The 18,622-nt window shown below is 61.5% G+C and carries 11 protein-coding genes; 10 read left to right on the top strand and 1 reads right to left on the bottom strand.

The window, feature by feature from the left end; all coding sequences use genetic code 11:
* Positions 1-21: 21 nt before the first annotated feature.
* Positions 22-4,929 (bottom strand): NAD-glutamate dehydrogenase, encoded by a 4,908-nt coding sequence (locus KW848_RS00120; protein WP_218534623.1) that lies wholly within the window; start codon positions 4,927-4,929, stop codon positions 22-24.
* 503 nt (positions 4,930-5,432) lie between these two features.
* Here KW848_RS00120 and KW848_RS00115 point away from each other — a divergent pair.
* The 10 genes from KW848_RS00115 (at position 5,433) to KW848_RS00070 (ending at position 18,578) form a co-directional block, all read left to right on the top strand.
* The gene (locus tag KW848_RS00115) at positions 5,433-5,786 is read left to right on the top strand and encodes a hypothetical protein (RefSeq protein ID WP_218534622.1); all 354 of its coding nucleotides are present in this window, start codon (positions 5,433-5,435) and stop codon (positions 5,784-5,786) included.
* 306 nt (positions 5,787-6,092) lie between these two features.
* A complete protein-coding gene (locus KW848_RS00110) occupies positions 6,093-7,052 on the top strand; it encodes a MoxR family ATPase (RefSeq protein WP_008150800.1) in 960 nt (319 codons plus the stop codon).
* Positions 7,053-7,057: 5 nt separating this feature from the next.
* Positions 7,058-8,002, top strand: a complete 945-nt coding sequence (locus tag KW848_RS00105; protein WP_008150798.1) for a DUF58 domain-containing protein — start codon at positions 7,058-7,060, stop codon at positions 8,000-8,002.
* Entirely contained in the window at positions 7,999-8,493 is a 495-nt protein-coding gene (locus KW848_RS00100) for a DUF4381 domain-containing protein (protein WP_192409455.1), read from the top strand. Before KW848_RS00105 ends, KW848_RS00100 begins: the two co-directional genes overlap by 4 nt.
* On the top strand, positions 8,486-9,562 hold the full coding sequence (locus tag KW848_RS00095; RefSeq protein ID WP_218534621.1) for a VWA domain-containing protein: 1,077 nt from the start codon (positions 8,486-8,488) through the stop codon (positions 9,560-9,562). Before KW848_RS00100 ends, KW848_RS00095 begins: the two co-directional genes overlap by 8 nt.
* On the top strand, positions 9,559-11,298 hold the full coding sequence (locus KW848_RS00090) for a tetratricopeptide repeat protein (RefSeq protein ID WP_218534620.1): 1,740 nt from the start codon (positions 9,559-9,561) through the stop codon (positions 11,296-11,298). The genes KW848_RS00095 and KW848_RS00090 overlap by 4 nt, the downstream gene beginning before the upstream one ends.
* On the top strand, positions 11,295-12,935 hold the full coding sequence (locus tag KW848_RS00085) for a BatD family protein (RefSeq protein ID WP_218534619.1): 1,641 nt from the start codon (positions 11,295-11,297) through the stop codon (positions 12,933-12,935). The genes KW848_RS00090 and KW848_RS00085 overlap by 4 nt, the downstream gene beginning before the upstream one ends.
* Before the next feature lie 155 nt (positions 12,936-13,090).
* The gene (locus KW848_RS00080; RefSeq protein WP_102614364.1) at positions 13,091-14,335 is read left to right on the top strand and encodes an exonuclease SbcCD subunit D C-terminal domain-containing protein; all 1,245 of its coding nucleotides are present in this window, start codon (positions 13,091-13,093) and stop codon (positions 14,333-14,335) included.
* Positions 14,332-17,973 carry an AAA family ATPase gene (locus KW848_RS00075; protein ID WP_218534618.1) on the top strand — a complete coding sequence of 1,214 codons (3,642 nt, stop codon included), beginning with the start codon at positions 14,332-14,334 and terminating at the stop codon, positions 17,971-17,973. Before KW848_RS00080 ends, KW848_RS00075 begins: the two co-directional genes overlap by 4 nt.
* Positions 17,970-18,578, top strand: a complete 609-nt coding sequence (locus KW848_RS00070; protein ID WP_218534617.1) for a glutathione S-transferase — start codon at positions 17,970-17,972, stop codon at positions 18,576-18,578. Before KW848_RS00075 ends, KW848_RS00070 begins: the two co-directional genes overlap by 4 nt.
* Positions 18,579-18,622: the final 44 nt, after the last annotated feature.

Here is an 18,622-nt window from a genome sequence, read left to right as displayed (position 1 = left end):
GCTTCTTCATTCAGCGCCTGATCAGGCAGCTGGCTCCAACTCAGCGCTGGCAATGCTAGCGGCAGTGACGGGCACTACCGCTTGACCGCTCAACGCCAGATCCAGCAACTCACGGTTGGCCACCGCATACATGGCGTAATCAGTGCCGCTGGCGGCACGGATTTCTACCAGCATGGCGCGCCAGCGTTCGATCATGCCTTCGTGCTCTTCCATCCACAGCTCCAGACGGGTTTCCACGTCCTGGGTGCCGTCGCCCTGTTGCAGGACGGAGATGGTGATCGCACGTTGTTGCCAGTCGACGTCATCGCGGAACGCTTCACGGGCCAGGGCCTGCCAGTTGTTTTCAACCGGCAGAGCGCTGATCTGTTGCAGGTACCAGGTGATGTCCAGCGCGCTGCCGACGGCGAAGTAAGCCTTCGCCACGTCGGCGGCGTTCTGACCGGTCACGTCGGACGCTTCGATGATCGGCAGCAAGGTGTACAGGTGAGTGGTGCCTGCAACCATGCGCGCCAGCAACTCAGGAACGCCAGCCGCAACGTACGCCTGATAACGGGTCTGCCAGCCTTCGCGGGTCGGGCCTTCCAGCAGTTCGTCGAGCTTGAGGCCCAGCGCTGCCAGATGTGGACCGAAGTGCGCGACGTCACGGGCAGCATTCTGCTCGTTGCGACGGCTGCGCAGGAACCAGCGCGTAGCGCGACGGCCCAGACGCATCAGCTCATCCATCAGCTCCAGTTGCACGTCGGCGGAAACCTGGTAGTCCAGTGCTTCGATCTGACGGAACCAGTGCGGGAGGTGGAAGATGTCACGCACGATCACGTAAGCACCGGCCACGTTCGCCGGGCTCATGCCGGTCGACTCTTTGAGTCGTTGAACGAAGGTGATGCCCATGTGGTTGACCAGATCGTTGGCGATCTGGGTGCTGACGATCTCACGCTTCAGACGGTGACGGCGCATGGCGTCGGAGAACTTGCTCACCAGGGTCGGCGGGAAAGCGGTTTCCATGTCGCGCGTCAGGTAATCGTCGTCCGGCACCTGGGAGTTGAGCAGCGCTTCCTTGAGGTCGATCTTGCTGTAGGAGATCAGCACCGACAGCTCTGCACGGGTCAGGCCATGGCCTTCCGCGAGACGCTCGTTGATCGCTTCTTCAGACGGCAGGAACTCGATGGCACGATCCAGCTTGCCGCGGCCTTCCAGATCGTTCATCAGGCGCTTGTATTCGGCAATCCGCACGAAGGCACGGCGTGCCGCCAGGGACAGTGCCTGAGTCTGCTTGTAGTTGTTGCCCAGCACCAGGTTGCCGACTTCGTCGGTCATGCTCGCCAGCAACTGGTTACGTTGCTTGTCGGTCATGTCACCGGCATGAACCACTTCGTTCAGCAGGATCTTGATGTTGACTTCGTGGTCGGAGCAGTCCACACCACCGGCGTTGTCGATGAAGTCGGTGTTGGAACCGCCGCCATTGAGGCCGAATTCGACACGACCCAGCTGGGTCATACCGAGGTTACCGCCCTCGCCCACGACTTTGCAGCGCAGTTCGTTGCCGTTCACGCGCAGCGCATCGTTGGCCTTGTCGCCGACATCGGCGTGGCTTTCGCTGCTGGCTTTGACGTAAGTACCGATACCGCCGTTCCACAACAGATCCACCGGTGCCTTGAGCAAGGCGTTCAGCAGTTCGGTCGGGGTCAGCTTGTCAGCCTGAATGTCGAAGCGCTCTTTCATCTGCGGGGAAATCGCGATGCTTTTCGCGCTACGGGAGAAGATCCCGCCGCCTTCGGACATGATGCTGGTGTCGTAATCCGACCAGGCCGAACGCGGCAGGTCGAACAGGCGCTGACGCTCGGCGAAGCTGTTGGCCGGCTCCGGGTTCGGGTCGATGAAGATGTGCAGGTGGTTGAACGCTGCGACCAGTTGCAGCTTGTCGGACATCAACAAGCCGTTACCGAACACGTCACCGGCCATGTCGCCGACGCCGACGACCGTGATGTTGTCTTCCTGAACATTGATGCCGCGTTCGCGGAAGTGACGTTGAACGCCAACCCACGCGCCCTTGGCGGTGATGCCCATTTTCTTGTGGTCGTAACCGGCCGAGCCGCCCGATGCGAACGCATCGCCGAGCCAGAAGCCGTAGTCGATGGCGATACCGTTGGCGATGTCGGAGAAGGTTGCAGTGCCCTTGTCCGCAGCGACCACCAGGTACGGGTCATCGTCGTCATGCCGCACGACGTTGGCCGGCGGTACCAGCGCACCGTCTTTCAGGTTGTCGGTGATGTCCAACAGGCCCGAGATGAAGATGCGGTAGCAGGCGATGCCCTCGGCCGCGATCTCGTCCCGACCGCCACCCAGTGGCAGGCGACGCGGCAGGAAGCCGCCCTTCGCGCCCACCGGCACGATGACCGAGTTCTTCACTTGCTGGGCTTTTACCAGGCCCAGGACTTCGGTGCGGTAGTCTTCTTCACGATCAGACCAGCGCAGACCACCGCGAGCAACGTTACCGAAGCGCAGGTGCACGCCTTCGACACGTGGCGAGTAAACGAAGATTTCGAACTTCGGTACTGGCTTCGGCAGCTCTGGAATCTGGTGCGGGTTGAACTTGAAGCTGAAGTAGGACTTGTTCTGACCGTGCGCGTCGGTCTGGTAGAAGTTGGTCCGCAGGGTGGCCTTGATCAGGTCCAGGTAGCGACGCAGGATACGGTCTTCGTTCAGTACCTGAACGTCGTCCAGGGCGCTGAGAATCGCGTGTTCCAGGCGTTGCTGCTTGTCTTCCAGATCGTCGCCGGTCAGCTTGCGCGCCAGGTAGAAACGGGTTTTGAACAACCGGGTCAACTCGCGAGCGATGTCGGTGTGGTTGTTCAGGGTGCTGGCGATGTAACCCAGGTCGAAGCCCAGGCGAATCTGCTTCATGTAACGGGCGTAGGCACGCAGCAGCGCGACGTCGCGCCATGGCAGGCCGGCAGTCAGCACCAGGCGGTTGAACGCATCGTTCTCGGCATCGCCGCGCACGATGTGGACGAAAGCGTCCTGCAAGGTGTCGTTGAGTTGCTGGATATCGAGTTCCAGGCCTTCAGCGGCGGTGAACGCAAAGTCGTGAATCCAGAACTCGCGGCCATTGTTGTGACGCAGGCGATACGGGAATTCACCCAGCACGCGCAGGCCGAGGTTTTCCAGGATCGGCAACACGTCTGACAACGCCAGCGGGGTATCGGCGTGATACAGCTTGCAGTGCAGCTCACGCTGACCGGAGACCTGACCCAGTGGCTGATAGAAGCTCATCACCAGCGGGTTGGATTCTTTCAGGCTCAGCAGGTGCTGCATGTCGACCACAGCCGAATGCGCGGCGAAACGCTCGCGGTAACCGGCCGGGAAGCCTTTCGGGAAGTCGGCCAACACGTTGGTGCCGTGGGCTTCGCCGAAGCTTTCGACCACCAGGCTCGCGTAGTCGTCCTGCCAGCTGCGGCAGGCTTGCACGACTTCTTTTTCCAGCAGAACCGGGTCGATGTCCAGACGGTTCTTCGGATCGACGCGCAAAATCAGTTGCACGCGGGCCAGCACGGACTCGGAGAAGAAGGTCCAGAACTCGCAGTCCGAGGCTTTCAGGCGATCCATCAGCACTTGCTGGATCTTCTGGCGCACTTCGGTGGAGTAGATATCGCGCGGCACGTAGGCCAGGCAGTAGCAGAAACGACCGTACGGGTCTTTGCGCAGGAACACGCGAATCTTGTTGCGTTCCTGGATCTGCACGATCGACATCACGGTGGCAAACAGTTCGTCGACCGGGGTCTGGAACAGGTCGTCGCGCGGCAGCACTTCAACCACCTGAGCCAGTTCCTTGCCCAGGTGAGCCTTGGCCTGGAAGCCGGAACGGCGTTCGATTTCTTCGACCTTGCGGCGGATGTACGGGATGACCCGCACGCTCTCGCCATACACCGAGGAGGTGTACAGGCCCATGAAACGGCATTCCTTGATCACGTTGCCGTCGGCATCGATTTCACGGATCGACACGTAATCCGGGTAAGCCGGACGGTGTACACGGCTTGGGTGCGCAGCCTTGGCGAACGACAGCAGGGTCGGTTCGCGCAGGTAGTTTACGGCGTAGTCTTCGATGCGCAGGTCATCGTAGGTCAGGCCGGTGCGCAGCAATTTGGTCAGGCCGAGGAAGGAGTCCTGGTCGTAGACGATGTGGCCGCCGTCGGCTTCATCGCGCACCACGAACTCTTCATAGCCCAGGAACGTGAAGTGGTTGCCCACCAGCCATTCCAGGAAGCTTTTGATTTCGCCTTTTTCTTCAGGGTCGACCGCGAACTGGCTGTTGTCCAGGCCGGTGAGGATTTCCTGGACCTTGGCTTTCATCGGCTCGAAATCGGCAACTGCGACGCGGACTTCACCGAGTACCTGTTCCAGCTCTTTGCTCAGGACATTGAGCTCGGCGGTGTTGGCGCAACGGTCGATTTCCAGGTACATCAGCGATTCTTGAAGAATGCCTTCGCCCTGGGTGCCTTTCGGCAGGATTTCCAGCAACTCGCCCTTGCTGCCGCGACGTACGCTCAGCACAGTGGTTTGCAGAGTATGGATGCTGTAGCCGCGACGGTTCAGCTCGGTGCGTACCGAGTCCACCAGAAATGGCAGGTCGTGGTGCAGCACTTCGACCGCGGTGTGGGTCGACTGCCAGCCGTGGCGTTCGTAATCGGGGTTGTAGACGCGCACTTGCGGTTGCGCGTGATCGAAGCGCTCAAGCAGGCGCCACGCAGAAAGGGTGCAGCCGGCGAGGTCGGACAACCGACGCTGGGTCAGCTCGTCCAGGGAAATGATGCCGAAAAATTGTTCCGCGAACAGCGCCACTTGTGGCAGTGCCTGTTCACTGATGTGCTGGGCCAGTGCCGCTTGCAGTTGGTGCTGGAAGTCGGCTTTGCTGGCTGCGGTGAAGAACGCCATCTGTGGTACTCCGCTTGGGCTTGTTATTGATGGAAGCGTCGCGTGCAAACCCCTTTCGGGGCAATCCGTCACCCTGTTCCTGATTCTCGGGCAGAGGAAACAGGATGACAGGTGGGTGAAGCTGGACGAGACACTCAGGTCACATTCACCTTCCATGAATGGGCATCTGCAAAAACGACTGGGCAAGGTGCAGCGCAATGCCTTTACAGGTGCTCATCCGTTGCGCAGCTTAACCAGTGCGGCAAGCCCCGTGCTTGCAGCGCTGCGACATATTCGGTCATCGGTACGCAGCTTGCGCCTTGTGCATCGAACAACACTAGCAGCCGCACGGCAAAACGGGGGGTTAAAGCCCGGTTTTGCGGCACATCCGTACCAGAAATAGCCAGCAACACCCCAGATGTTCACGACACATCCTCAGACACTCAGGCGAGCAGAAATTCCCCAGGGCTGGCAGAATCGCCCTTTGTTCGTCTTCACAACGCTCGTCGAGCCAGGAATTCCCCATGCAAATGACCACCGCCCTCTTGATCGTCAACCCGTGCGACGACGAAGAAGACAACATGGCCATGCTCTGCTGCCACAGCGATCAGGGCGATATGTTCCTGATGACCCGCTACCCGGACGAGGACGCGCTGGACATCAGCCTTGGCGACGAGCCTTCGACGCTGGACGGCGTAAAAGTCACCCTCAGCGCTACCCGCCTGCTGATCGAAATCGCTGCTGCTGACGCCGATGCGCTCAATGGTGATGATTCGCTGGAAATCATTCACAGCACTGATGCGAGCGACTTGGCGGAAGTGGAAGAAACACTGCAGAACATCCTCAAGGGTACTGGCACCTACATAAGTCAGCTCTGAGCCCCTGAGTCTCGGGTACCTGAACCTGCCTCATCGCGAGCAGGCTCGCTCCCACAGGGGATCTCCTGCGGATGCAAAATTTGCGTCCAGCACAATTCCAATGTGGGAGCGGGCTTGCTCGCGAAGAGGCCCGAAAGAACACCATCACCCTCTGAGTCCTACAAAATTCAAACAATCTCGCCAATCAATTCCTGCACTTTGCACAAAATGCCGTTAGTCGCCGCCCCCCGCGATAGATTAAAGTAACGCCCCCAGCCCTGGCGTTATTCGAACGTCTTCGGTCACCCTTTCCAGGAACAGTCATCGATGGAACATCGTGAAGCGCTGCTAGCGCTGCGAACCTTTCTTTCAACGCAGATTCTCGGCCAGGAAAAACTCATCGAGCGCTTGCTCATCGCCTTGCTCGCCGACGGCCACATGCTGGTCGAGGGCGCTCCGGGCCTGGCCAAGACCAAGGCCATCAAAGAACTTGCCGAAGGCATCGAAGCACAGTTCCATCGCATCCAGTTCACCCCCGACCTGTTGCCGGCCGACATCACCGGTACGGAAATCTATCGCCCGGAAACCGGCAGTTTCGTGTTCCAGCAAGGCCCGATCTTCCACAACCTGGTACTGGCGGACGAAATCAACCGCGCCCCGGCCAAGGTTCAATCGGCCCTGCTCGAAGCCATGGGCGAGCGCCAGGTCAGCGTCGGGCGCAGCACCTACGAGCTGTCGCCGCTGTTTTTGGTGATGGCCACGCAAAACCCGATCGAGCAGGAAGGCACCTATCCATTGCCCGAAGCGCAGCTCGACCGCTTCCTGATGCATGTGAAAATCGGCTTCCCGGACGCCGCCGTCGAACGTCGGATCCTGCAACAGGCCCGTGGCGAAGCGCTGAACGGCGAAACCAAGCCCGAGCGCCGGGTCAGCCAGCAGGCGATTTTTGCCGCACGCAAGGAAATCCTTGGCTTGTACATGGCCGATGCCGTGGAGGAATACCTGGTGCAACTGGTCATGGCCACCCGCACCCCGGCCAAGTTCGACCCGGAGATGGCCGAGTGGATCGCCTATGGCGCCAGCCCGCGCGGCTCGATTGCCCTCGACCGTTGCGCCCGGGCCCACGCCTGGCTGGCCGGTCGCGACTTCGTCAGCCCGGAAGACATTCAAGCCGTGCTGTTCGACGTACTGCGCCACCGCATCATTCTTTCCTTTGAAGCCGAAGCCGCGGGCATCGACCAGGACCGGGTGGTCCAGCGGATTCTCGACGTCGTAGCCGTCGCTTGACCCCGATGAACGTCATCCTACCGCCCGAGCCGGGCATCCGTGTCAGCCTCGCCGAACTGATCGAGATGCGTCATCGCGTGCGTGAAGTGCAACTGTTTTCCACACCGAGCCAGCGCAGCCCGCTGATCGGCCTGCACCACTCCAAACTGCGCGGGCGCGGGGTGGACTTCGATCAGGTGCGGGTCTATCAGGCCGGCGATGACGTGCGCAGCATCGATTGGCGCGTCACCGCCCGCACCCAGGAACCCCATACCAAGCTGTTCCATGAAGAGCGCGAGCGGCCGATTTTCATCATGGTCGAGCAAAGCCGCCGACTGTTTTTCGGCTCGGGGCTGATGTTCAAATCGGTGCTCGCCGCCCAGGCCGCGAGCCTGATCGGCTGGGCCGCACTGGGTCATAACGATCGGGTCGGCGGACTGGTGTTCGGCAACAACGAACACTATGAAATCAAGCCACGACGCAGCAAACAGAGCCTGCTGCAATTGCTCAACCGGCTGGTGCGGGTCAATCAGTCGCTGCACACGGAAAACGAGCCGGACCGGGACGCCTTCAACATTGCCCTGCGTCGCGCCCGGGAAGTACTGCGTCCCGGCAGCCTGGTGATCATCATCTGCGACGAACGCACCCTGACCGAGGGCGCCGAACAGCAGCTGAGCCTGTTGTCGCGGCATTGCGATCTATTACTGCTGCCGGTATCCGATCCGCTGGATCACGCCCTGCCCGCCGCCGGGCTTTTACGTTTTGCCGAACGCGGTGCGCAACTGGAGCTCGACACCCTGAATTTCGAGCTGCGCCAGACCTATCGCGCCCAGGCCGAAGCGCGCCTCGCTCGCTGGGAATTGCTCGCGCAGAAGCTGCGGGTGTTGCTGATGCCCCTGAGCACCCAGAGCGAAATGGTTGAACAATTGCGCGAATACCTGAACCCGCAGAAACCGGGGAAAGGCCGATGAGCAGCCTCGATCAACTGCAACCGCTGATCTCCCCGCCACCCATCGAATTCTGGCCACCGGCACCGGGCTGGTGGCTGTTGCTGGTGTTAGTGCCGTTCATTGGTTTCGGTCTGTGGAAGGCCAGGCACTTCTTTGCGAACAAACGCCCGATCGTGCGCGCCGAACAACCGCTGGACCCGGTGCGCCTCGCCGCGCTGGCAGAACTCGCGCGGATGCCCAAACCCTACGACGGCGCGCCGGCCGGTGCCTGGTTGCAGCAACTCAACGGTTTGCTCAAACGCCTGTGTCGCAACCATTACCCCTACAGCCAGAGCCACACCCTCAATGGGCGCAAATGGCTGGCATTCCTCGACAATCGCTGCCCGGCCGCCGGCCTGACCCGCTGGATGGTGCTGGTCGAAGGCGCCTACAAACCCGAATGCAAACTCGACGACAAGGCCATCGCCGGCCTGACTCAAGCGGTCGACACCTGGATTCGTAAACATGTTTGAGTTCGCCTGGCCGTGGGTCTTTGCCCTGTTGCCGCTGCCCTGGCTGATGCGCATCGTGCTGCCTGTCGCCGACAGTGGCGAGCCGGCGCTCAAAGTCAGTTTCCTCGGCGACCTCGAAGGCCTGGTCCGCCGCCGCGCCCGGGCCAACCTGCCGGCCTGGCGCCAACAGGCACCGTTCATTCTGCTGTGGCTGTTGCTACTGATCGCGGCGGCGCGCCCGCAATGGCTTGGCGAACCGCTGCCCATCGCCGCCAGCGGTCGCGATCTGCTGGTAGCGGTCGACGTGTCCGGCTCGATGGATTTCCCCGACATGCAATGGCAGGACGAAGAAGTCAGTCGACTCACCCTGGTTCAGCACTTGCTCGGTGACTTCCTTGAAAGTCGCGATGGCGATCGCGTCGGCCTGATCCTGTTCGGCAGCCAGGCGTATCTGCAAGCACCGCTGACGTTCGACCGGCACACGGTGCGCGTGTGGCTCGACGAGGCGCGGATCGGCATCGCCGGCAAGAACACCGCCATCGGCGATGCCATCGGCCTGGCCCTCAAACGCCTGCGCCAACGCCCGGCACAAAGTCGCGTACTGATTCTGGTCACTGACGGCGCCAACAACGGTGGCCAAATCGACCCGCTCACGGCTGCGCGGCTGGCGGCTAGCGAAGGCGTGAAAATCTACCCGATCGGCATCGGCGCCGATCCGGAGCAAAGCGGCACTTTGGGTTTCCTGGGGGTCAACCCGAGCCTCGACCTCGACGAACCCTCCTTGATGGCGATCGCCGAAGCCACGGGCGGCCAGTATTTTCGCGCCCATGATGGCAAGGAACTGCAAGCGATCAAGGACACCCTTGACCAACTGGAACCGGTGACCCAGCAACCGACTCAGGCCCGCCCGGCCCAGGCGTTGTACCACTGGCCTTTGGCGCTGGCGTTGCTGTTGAGCATGCTGTTGGTTGTTCGCGAGCGCTGGCCGGACAACCCGTTGCGGCGACTGTTCACCAAGGACCTTCTGCAAACTCAACTGCCCGACTGGCGCCAGCGGCTGAAACGCCTGCGTCTGCGGAGGCGCCGATGAGCGCACTCTGGCCGTACTTGTTTCGCCCCTGGTGGTTGCTGTTGTTGCCATTGCTTGGCTGGTTGCTCTGGCAACTCTGGCATCGGCAGAAACGCGCCGGGCGCTGGCAGATGATTCTGCCACCGGCGTTCCATGCCGCGCTGCTCAGTGGTGGCAGCGGTCGCGACAGCAAATTGCCGTGGGTCATCCTTGGATGTGCCTGGGTGCTGACCGTTCTGGCGCTGCTTGGGCCGAGCTGGGAACGTGTCGAGCAAGCCAGCCAGAAACCCGCCGACCCATTGGTCGTGGTCCTTGAGCTGACCCCGGAAATGCTCGCCACCGACGTACCGCCCAGCCGGCTGGAACAGGCTCGGCGCAAGCTGTTCGACCTGCTGGAGAACCGCAGCGATGCCCAGACCGCGATCGTCGTCTACGCCGGCAGCGCTCACACGCTGGTGCCGCTATCTGATGACCTGTCGACCAGCCGTAATCTATTGGATGCCCTCAAGCCTTCGCTGATGCCCCAAGTGGGGCATCGCGCCGACCTGGCGGTGACCAAGGCCCTTGCCCTGCTGAAACAGGGCGCCCTCGGCGACGGGCGGATCCTGCTGATCGGTTCGACCTTGACCGAACTGGAACGCCAGGGGATTGAGCAGGCGCTGGACGGCAAATCGACTCAATTTCTGATGCTCGGTATCGGCACTGCCGAAGGCGCGCCGATCACCCAGGAGGACGGCAGTTTTCTGAAGGACGACCAAGGCGCGATTCTGGTGCCACATCTGGACGAGCCAAGCCTGAAAGCCTTTGCCAACGACCTGGGCGGAAGCTATCGCCACGCGCGCCTGGACGATGCCGACTTGCGCGCACTCGGCTTGCTCGAGGGACCACGCGCGCTGCGCAACGACGGCCATACCCTGCGCCTCGATACGTGGGCCGATCAGGGTTACTGGCTGTTGTTGCCGTTGCTGCTGCTGGCGGCGTGCGCCGGTCGTCGCGGCTGGCTGTTCTGCTTGCCACTGCTGTTTTTGCTGCCACAACCGAGTTATGCCTTCGACTTCAACGATTTGTGGCTGCGGTCCGACCAACAGGGTCTGATCCTGCTCAAGCAAAAGCGCCCGGCCGAGGCGGCGCAGCATTTCGAAGATCGACAATGGCAAGGTGTCGCGCTCTATGAGGCAGGCGACTACAGCGGCGCCGCCCAGCGGTTCGCCGAAGGCAGCGACGCCCACGCCCACTACAATCGTGGCAACGCCCTGGCCAAAAGCGGCGAGCTGGAAGCCGCGCTGGATGCCTACGATCAGGCACTGGAACGCCAACCGGATTTGCGTCCGGCCCTGACCAACAAAGCGCTGGTGGAAACTCTGCTCAAGCAGAAAAACACTCCACCGCCCGTTGATCAGGACAAAAACGCCGGCAACGAGACCGAGCCCCCCACGCAAGAACCGCCGCCGGGCGCGGCCACGCAACCGGCGGATAAGGGCGAACCGAAAACCGACGGCCAACCAACCACGACGGACTCTGACCAACAGAGCAAAGCGCCGTCGAAACCCGGCACCAATGAAGTCCCGGGCAGTGAGCTGGGGGATGAAGACAGCACCCGACCACCGATGCGCCCGGCCAACGACAGCATCGACGGTGAACAGCGCCAGGCGCTGGAGCAATGGCTGCGCAAGATCCCGGATGACCCGGGTGAATTGCTCAGGCGCAAATTCTGGTACGAACAGCAACAACATCAGGATCAGGGAAAAACTCGATGACCCGCTTCACCACTTTCTTGCTCGCACTGCTGATCTGCACTGTTCAGGCCCAGGCTGCGGGGCTGGTCGCCAGTGTGGATCGTAGTCGCCTGAACAGCGGCGAAACGATTGAACTGACCCTGGAAACCAACGACGTGACGCAGTTCGGCAAGCCCGACCTGACACCACTGGAGCCGGCGTTCGACGTGCGCGGCACCCGTCAGGTCAACCAGTTGACCACCCTGAACGGCGACAACCGGGCGACCACCCGCTGGATCATCACCCTGCTGCCTCGGCAAAACGGCAGCGTGGTGATTCCGTCACTGCAACTGGGTGACGTGCAGAGCCAGCCGATCACCGTGCAAGTGGTCGAGACCGAAACCCAGGACAGCCCGACCCAACGGGACCCGGTGTTCATCGACGCCAGCCTCGATCAAAACAGCGTGTACGTGCAAGCCCAGGCGATCCTGACCTTGCGCATCTACCATTCGGTGTCGCTGTACGACGACAGCAGCCTGCCCCCGTTGCAAATCCCCGATGTGCGCATCGAGCAACTGGGCGAAGCACGCACCTATGAGAAAGACATCAATGGCCTGCGCCACGGCGTGATCGAAATGCGCTACGCGATCTACCCGCAACACAGCGGTGAGTTGGTCATTCCACCGCAGGTGTTCAATGCCGCACTGGTGGACGCACAGCCCGCCAAGGACGCCGCCACGCAGGCACCGAAATCCGGCAAATTGATGCGGGTCAGCTCCGCCGAGATTCTGCTGACGGTCAAGGCCAAACCCATCACCTACCCGGCCGACGTGCCGTGGCTGCCGGCCCGTAGCCTCAGCCTGAGCGAAAGCTGGAACCCGGAACCGGATCATGCGCAGGTGGGTGATTCGTTGACCCGCAGCCTGACGGTAAAGGCTGAGGGGCTGGACAGTTCGCAATTGCCACCGCTGCCCGCCACCGACGTCAACGGCTTGCGGCGCTACCCGGATCAACCGGTACTGGGCAACCAGAACAGCGAACGAGGCCTGATCGGCAGTCGCGAAGACCGTGAAGCCCTGGTGCCAACGCGTGCTGGCGCAATCGAGTTACCAGCGGTTGAAGTGATCTGGTGGAACACCTTCGAGGACCACCTCGATCACAGCAGCCTGCCGGCTCAAACCCTGCCAGTGGCGAACAATCCGAGCCTGATGGTCGACACCCCGGCCGGCATGCCCCAAGTCTTTTCCGCAGCCGACAACGAAGCCCTCTGGTGGTGGAAACTCAGCACCCTGATCCTGGCCTGCACCACCCTGCTGGGCTTCGGTCTCTGGTGGCGCGCCCGCTGGCAACCGGCGATCCTGCGTGCGGCGCAGACCGGCCCGAGCCCGCGCACCGTGCTCGACGATCTCAAACGCGCCTGTCAGGCCAACGACTCCCACGCCACCCGCCAGGCCCTCGACGCCTGGGCCCGACAACAACCGGAAACCCTGGCCGATATGGCGGCGCGCTTTGTGCCGTTGTCCGACGCCCTCGACGGCTTGAACGGCGCGCTCTACAGCGAAACCGGCCAGCATTGGCAAGGTGAAGACCTGTGGCGGGCGATCAAGGCGATTCCGATTGCCGAGCGGGTTCAGGATCCGGTGGGCGACAGTGGATTGCCGCCGCTTTATCCCAAATAACCACTGCCACCGCATCCCCTGTAGCAGCTTGGCCAAGCCAGCTGCTACAGGATTGTGGCGTTGACCACCTGCAACGTGTTTGCCAGTAAACTCCCTCCCCTTTAGCCGCCATCATTTTCCTCGCGGCCATCACCTTATTTCCTACGGAGTTCACCTTGCGTCTGTTTCACACCTCCGACTGGCACCTTGGGCAAAACCTGCACGGCCAGGAACGCGATTTCGAACACGCCTGCTTTCTCGAATGGCTGCTGCGCCAGCTGAAGCTGGACCAGCCAGACGTGCTGCTGATCGCCGGCGATATCTTCGACACGGTCAACCCGCCGGTCAAAGCCCAGGAACGTCTCTACGACTTCATCGTCAGCGCCCATGAACAACAGCCGAAGCTGACCATCGTGATGATCGCCGGCAACCATGATTCCGGCTCGCGGATCGAACTGCCCGCGCCGTTGATGCGGCGTTTGCGTACGCATGCGCTGGGTCGTGTGCTGTGGCTGGATGATGGCCAACTCGACGCTGAGCGCCTGCTGCTGCCATTGCCGGATGCCAAAGGCAAAACCGTCGCCTGGTGCCTGGCGCTGCCGTTCCTGCGCCCCGCCGAAGTAACCGGCGCGCACCTGGGCGACAACTACCTGCGCGGTATCGGTCAGGTTCACGAATGGCTGATCGAAGCGGCCAATGCCAAGCGCAAACCGGGTCAGGCGCTGATCGCCATCAGCCACGCACACATGGCCGGCGGCTCGGTGTCGGAAGACTCCGAGCGCAGCCTGATCATCGGCAACGCCGAAGCGCTGCCCGCCAGCCTGTTCGGGCCGAGCATCAGTTACGTCGCCCTCGGTCACTTGCACAAGCCGCAGAAGGTCAATGGTGAAGAGCGCATCCGCTACAGCGGCTCGCCGATTCCGTTGTCGTTCTCCGAGATTGGCTATCAGCACCAGATTCTCGACATCACACTGAAAGGCGAAACCCTGGTCAGCGTCGAACCCAAACTGATCCCCCGGGCGGTGAATCTGCAACGCATCGGTCCCGCGCCACTGGCGGAAATCCTCCTGCAATTGGCCGATTTGCCAAATATCGACCTACTGGCCGATATCCAGCGCCAGCCATGGCTGGAAGTTCGGGTGCGCCTCGATGAGCCGCAACCCGACTTGCGTTATCAAGTGGAAACCGCCCTGCAAGGCAAAGCCGTGCGGCTGGTGCGGATCGCCGCTGAATACGCTGGCAACGGCAGCCGCGATGGCGTCGATGACGGCACGACCTTGATCGAACTCGACCAGCTCTCGCCTCAGGAACTGTTCAGCCGCGCCTGGCAGGACAACTACGGCAGCGAGGTCGACGAGCAAACCCTCAAGGACTTCGCCGAGCTGTTGCAAGACGTACAGATGGAGAGCGAACAACCATGAAGATCCTCGCGATCCGCCTGAAAAACCTCGCCTCACTGGCCGGGCCTTTTGAAATCGACTTTACCGCTGAGCCGTTGGCCAGCGCCGGTCTGTTCGCGATCACCGGGCCGACCGGCGCCGGTAAAAGCACCTTGCTCGACGCCTTGTGCCTGGCGCTGTTCGGTGCTGTGCCTCGGCTGAGCAATGCCCAGGTGTCTGCCAAAGCGCCAGACGCCGACGGCGAGATCAGCACTGGCGACCCCCGCACATTGCTGCGTCGCGGCACGGGTGAAGGGTATGCCGAAGTCGATTTCGTTGGCATCGATGGCCGTCGCTACCGCGCTCGCTGGGAAGCTAATCGCGCCCGGGAGAAGGCCGGCGGCAAGCTGCAAGCCAGCCGTCAGAGTTTGCGCGACATCGATCTGGATCAACTGCTGGCCAGTCAGAAAGTTGAATTCAAAACCCAGCTCGAATCCGTTCTGGGCCTGAACTTCGAGCAATTCACCCGTGCGGTGCTGCTGGCCCAGAGTGAATTCAGTGCATTCCTCAAGGCCAACGACAACGAACGTAGCGAACTGCTGGAAAAACTCACCGACACCGCGCTGTATACGCGCCTCGGTCGACGAGCGTTCGACAAAACCAAAGAGGCTCGCGAAACCCACAAGTTGTTGCAGGACCAGGCCACCGGCGTGACGCCGCTGTCGCCCGAAGCGCGCGCGGAACTCGATGAACGCTTCAACGAGGCTCAGCAACAACTCAAGACCCAGCAAGCGCAGCTCAAGCAATTGGAACTGCAACACACCTGGCTCAAGGATTTGCGTCAGTTGCAGGACGAACAACAGAGCGCCACCGAGCAGCTGCAATCGGCCCGGCAGCACTGGGAAGGTCTGGCCGGCGAACGTTTGAAGCTGACTCGCCTGGAGCAACTGGCCCCGCAACGGCACCAGTTCGCCCGCAAGACTGAACTAACCGCCCAGCTCACACCGCTGGCCGCGCAGATTCAGCAACACACCCAACAGCAAACCGAGTTGAACGAGCGCCAGACGCAACTCGAACACAGCCTGAGCGCCGCGCAGGCGGCACTCGTCGAAGCCCAAGGCCAACACACCACCAGCGCGCCACTGCTGCGTCAGGCCTTCGAAGAGCAAAGCACCCTCGCCCGTCTGGTCAAGGACGCCAGCCTCAGTGCCGAGCTCAAGCAGCAGACGGAACTGGCCTGCACGCAGGGCCAAAACACGATCCAAGGCCTGCTCGACCAACAGAAACAGGTCGCCGAACGTTTGCAGCGGATTGCCGGGGAGCTTGAACAAAGCACCCCTCTGGCACCCTTGAGCGATGCCTGGAACGCCTACCGTGATCGCCTGCAACAGTTGATGCTGATCGGCAATCGCCTGAACAAGGGCCAGGCCGAACTGGCCGCCCTGGAACAAAGCGCCGCTCGCGCTGCCGAGGACCTGTCCACTCAGCGCCAGAGCCTTGAAGTGCTGTACAAGGAAGCCGGCGCCGAACCGGAAGCGGTGGCCGAGCAGATCCGGATTCTCGGGAGTCTGTTGCAAGACAACCGCAAGCAGCAGCGAGCCTTTGAGGAGCTGACACGCCTGTGGGCCAGTCAGCAGGAACTGGACAAGCGCGCGTCCGAACTCCAGCAGCGCCAGCTCACCGCTCAGCAAGAACGAGAACGTCTGACCCAGGACGGCGTGAAAGCCAAGAACGAATTGGTCATTGCCGAACAGACCCTGAGCGTCACCCGCGAACTGCTGGAGCGCCAGCGCCTGGCCCGCAGCGCCAGTGTCGAAGAACTGCGCGAGCAGTTGCAGGACGATCAGCCGTGCCCGGTCTGTGGCAGTCCCGACCATCCCTATCATCAGCCCGAAGCCCTGCTGCAGAGCCTTGGCCGGCATGATGAAAGCGAACAGGCCAACGCCCAGAAAGCCGTCGACCTGCTGAAAGAAAAGCTCACTGACCTGCGCGCTGAAGTGGGCGGCGTGATTGCTCAGCAAAAGGAGTTGCTGCAACAGCAAGAACACCTCGCGACGCAGCAACAGAGCCTGGCACCGAGCCTTGAAGCCCATCCGTTGTCTGCGCAATTGCTCACGCAGGATGCGGCTAAACGCGATGCCTGGTTGGTGCAGCAAAATAACCAGTTGAACCAAAGCATCACTCAGGACGAACAACGGCAAACCGCCCTGCTCACCCTGCAGCAAGACGCCGCGCGCCTTCAACAGCAACTGCGTAGCGCTGAAGCGGCGAGCCAGCAAGCTGCCCAGCACCTGGCCAACCAGCAACGTGAGTTGAGCAGTGATCGCCAGCGTCTGGACGAGGAGTTGACGGCGTTCAGCACCCTGCTCCCGGCCGATACGCTGCAAGCGCTGCGCAACGAGCCGGCCGCGACCTTCATGCAGTTGGACCGGCAGATCAGCCAGCGCCTGGAACAACTCGATCAGCAACGCGATGAACTCAGCGAACAGCAACAACGGCAGCAAACGCTGGAGAAAGAACAGGACCGCCAACTCACTCGCCTCCAGCAGTTGGAAACGGCCCGCCAGCAGTTCACCGCCCTCGCCGACCAGCAACAGGCCTGCCAGCAAAAACTCACGCAATTGCTCGGCGAACACGCCAGCGCCGAGCAGTGGCAGCAGCAACTGGATCAAGCCGTCGAACAGGCCCGCAATGCCGAAGCCACGGCCAATCAGGAATTGCAAACCGTGCGCACGCGGCTGGTGCAGCTGGGCGCCGAACTCAAGGCTCAGCAGGAACGCTCGCAGGCACTGGACACCGAAGATCGCGAGCTGAGCGGCAAGATTGCCGACTGGCGCGCATTGCATCCGGAGCTGGATGACGGTGGTCTGGAAGATCTGCTGAGTGTCGACGACCAGCAGCTCAGCGAACTGCGCCGGCAATTGCAGCAAAGCGAAAAAGCCATCGAACAGACCAAGGTCCTGCTACAGGAACGCGATCAGCGTCTGCTCAATCACCAGGCACAGCACAACGGCAATCTCGACTTCGAACAGCTGGCGACGGCGCTTGCCGAATTGCAAAACCAGTTCACCGCCAGCGAACACCGATGCGCCGAACTGCGCGCCGAACAGGCCGAGGATCAGCGCCGGCAAAACGCCAATCAGGCCCTCGCGCAGCAGATTACCGACGCCTATACCGAATACCAGCGCTGGGCACGTTTGAATGCCCTGATCGGTTCGGCCACGGGCGACACCTTCCGCAAGATCGCCCAGGCCTACAACCTCGACCTGCTGGTGCATCACGCCAACGTTCAGTTGCGGCAACTGGTGCGGCGCTATCGCCTCAAACGTGGCGGCAGCATGCTCGGTTTGCTGGTGATGGACACCGAGATGGGTGATGAACTGCGTTCGGTGCATTCGTTGTCCGGCGGCGAGACGTTCCTGGTGTCACTGGCCCTGGCGCTCGGTTTGGCGTCGATGGCATCGAGCACGTTGAAAATCGAATCGTTGTTCATCGACGAAGGCTTCGGCAGCCTCGATCCGGAATCCCTGCAACTGGCCATGGATGCTCTCGACGGCTTGCAAGCCCAGGGACGAAAAGTCGCGGTGATTTCACACGTACAGGAAATGCATGAACGGATTCCGGTGCAGATTCAGGTCCGCCGTCAGGGCAACGGCCTGAGTACGCTGGAGGTGAAATGAATACGCTGTATTCCTTCCGCCGCTGCCCCTACGCAATGCGGGCGCGCATGACCCTGCGCTACTCCGGGGTTGCGGTGAGCATTGTCGAGGTCAGTCTGAAGGCCAAACCTGCCGAAATGCTTGCGCTGTCGAGCAAAGGCACGGTGCCGGTGCTGAGCGTCGACGGTCAGGTGATCGATGAAAGCCTGGCGATCATGCACTGGGCCCTGGCGCAGAACGATCCGCAGGATTGGTTGCTCAAGGATGATCCCGTCGGACAGCAACACATCGCCGGGTTGATCGAAGAAAACGATCAGGTGTTCAAAGTGCACCTGAATCGCTACAAGTACGCCGAGCGATACCCCGAGCAGCCAATGACGGTTTATCGAGCTGAGGGCGAGGTGTTTTTGCGCAGGCTCGATGAGTTGCTGGAGGGACGCGACTACTTGCTGGCCGAGCATCCGAGCCTGGCGGATGTGGCACTGATGCCGTTCGTGCGGCAGTTCGCCCATGTGGATCGCGAGTGGTTTGGGCAGACGCCCTATCGCCGTTTGCAGGCCTGGTTGCAGCGGTTTCTGGACTCGGAGCTATTTATTGGCGTGATGCAAAAACAAGAAAATACATAAATTGTGGCGAGGGAGCTTGCTCCCGCTGGGCTGCGAAGCGGCCC

This window comes from Pseudomonas sp. PDM25 (genome assembly GCF_019219045.1).
In the GTDB taxonomy this organism is placed as follows: domain Bacteria; phylum Pseudomonadota; class Gammaproteobacteria; order Pseudomonadales; family Pseudomonadaceae; genus Aquipseudomonas.
This window is presented reverse-complemented; position numbering and strand designations above follow the sequence as displayed.

Excerpts from the sequence above, each read along its gene's own strand:
- KW848_RS00120 (WP_218534623.1), bottom strand. The coding sequence starts at position 4,929 with ATGGCGTTCTTCACCGCAGCCAGCAAAGCCGACTTCCAGCACCAACTG.
- KW848_RS00115 (WP_218534622.1), top strand. The coding sequence starts at position 5,433 with ATGCAAATGACCACCGCCCTCTTGATCGTCAACCCGTGCGACGACGAA.
- KW848_RS00110 (WP_008150800.1), top strand. The coding sequence starts at position 6,093 with ATGGAACATCGTGAAGCGCTGCTAGCGCTGCGAACCTTTCTTTCAACG.
- KW848_RS00105 (WP_008150798.1), top strand. The coding sequence starts at position 7,058 with ATGAACGTCATCCTACCGCCCGAGCCGGGCATCCGTGTCAGCCTCGCC.
- KW848_RS00100 (WP_192409455.1), top strand. The coding sequence starts at position 7,999 with ATGAGCAGCCTCGATCAACTGCAACCGCTGATCTCCCCGCCACCCATC.
- KW848_RS00095 (WP_218534621.1), top strand. The coding sequence starts at position 8,486 with ATGTTTGAGTTCGCCTGGCCGTGGGTCTTTGCCCTGTTGCCGCTGCCC.
- KW848_RS00090 (WP_218534620.1), top strand. The coding sequence starts at position 9,559 with ATGAGCGCACTCTGGCCGTACTTGTTTCGCCCCTGGTGGTTGCTGTTG.
- KW848_RS00085 (WP_218534619.1), top strand. The coding sequence starts at position 11,295 with ATGACCCGCTTCACCACTTTCTTGCTCGCACTGCTGATCTGCACTGTT.
- KW848_RS00075 (WP_218534618.1), top strand. The coding sequence starts at position 14,332 with ATGAAGATCCTCGCGATCCGCCTGAAAAACCTCGCCTCACTGGCCGGG.
- KW848_RS00070 (WP_218534617.1), top strand. The coding sequence starts at position 17,970 with ATGAATACGCTGTATTCCTTCCGCCGCTGCCCCTACGCAATGCGGGCG.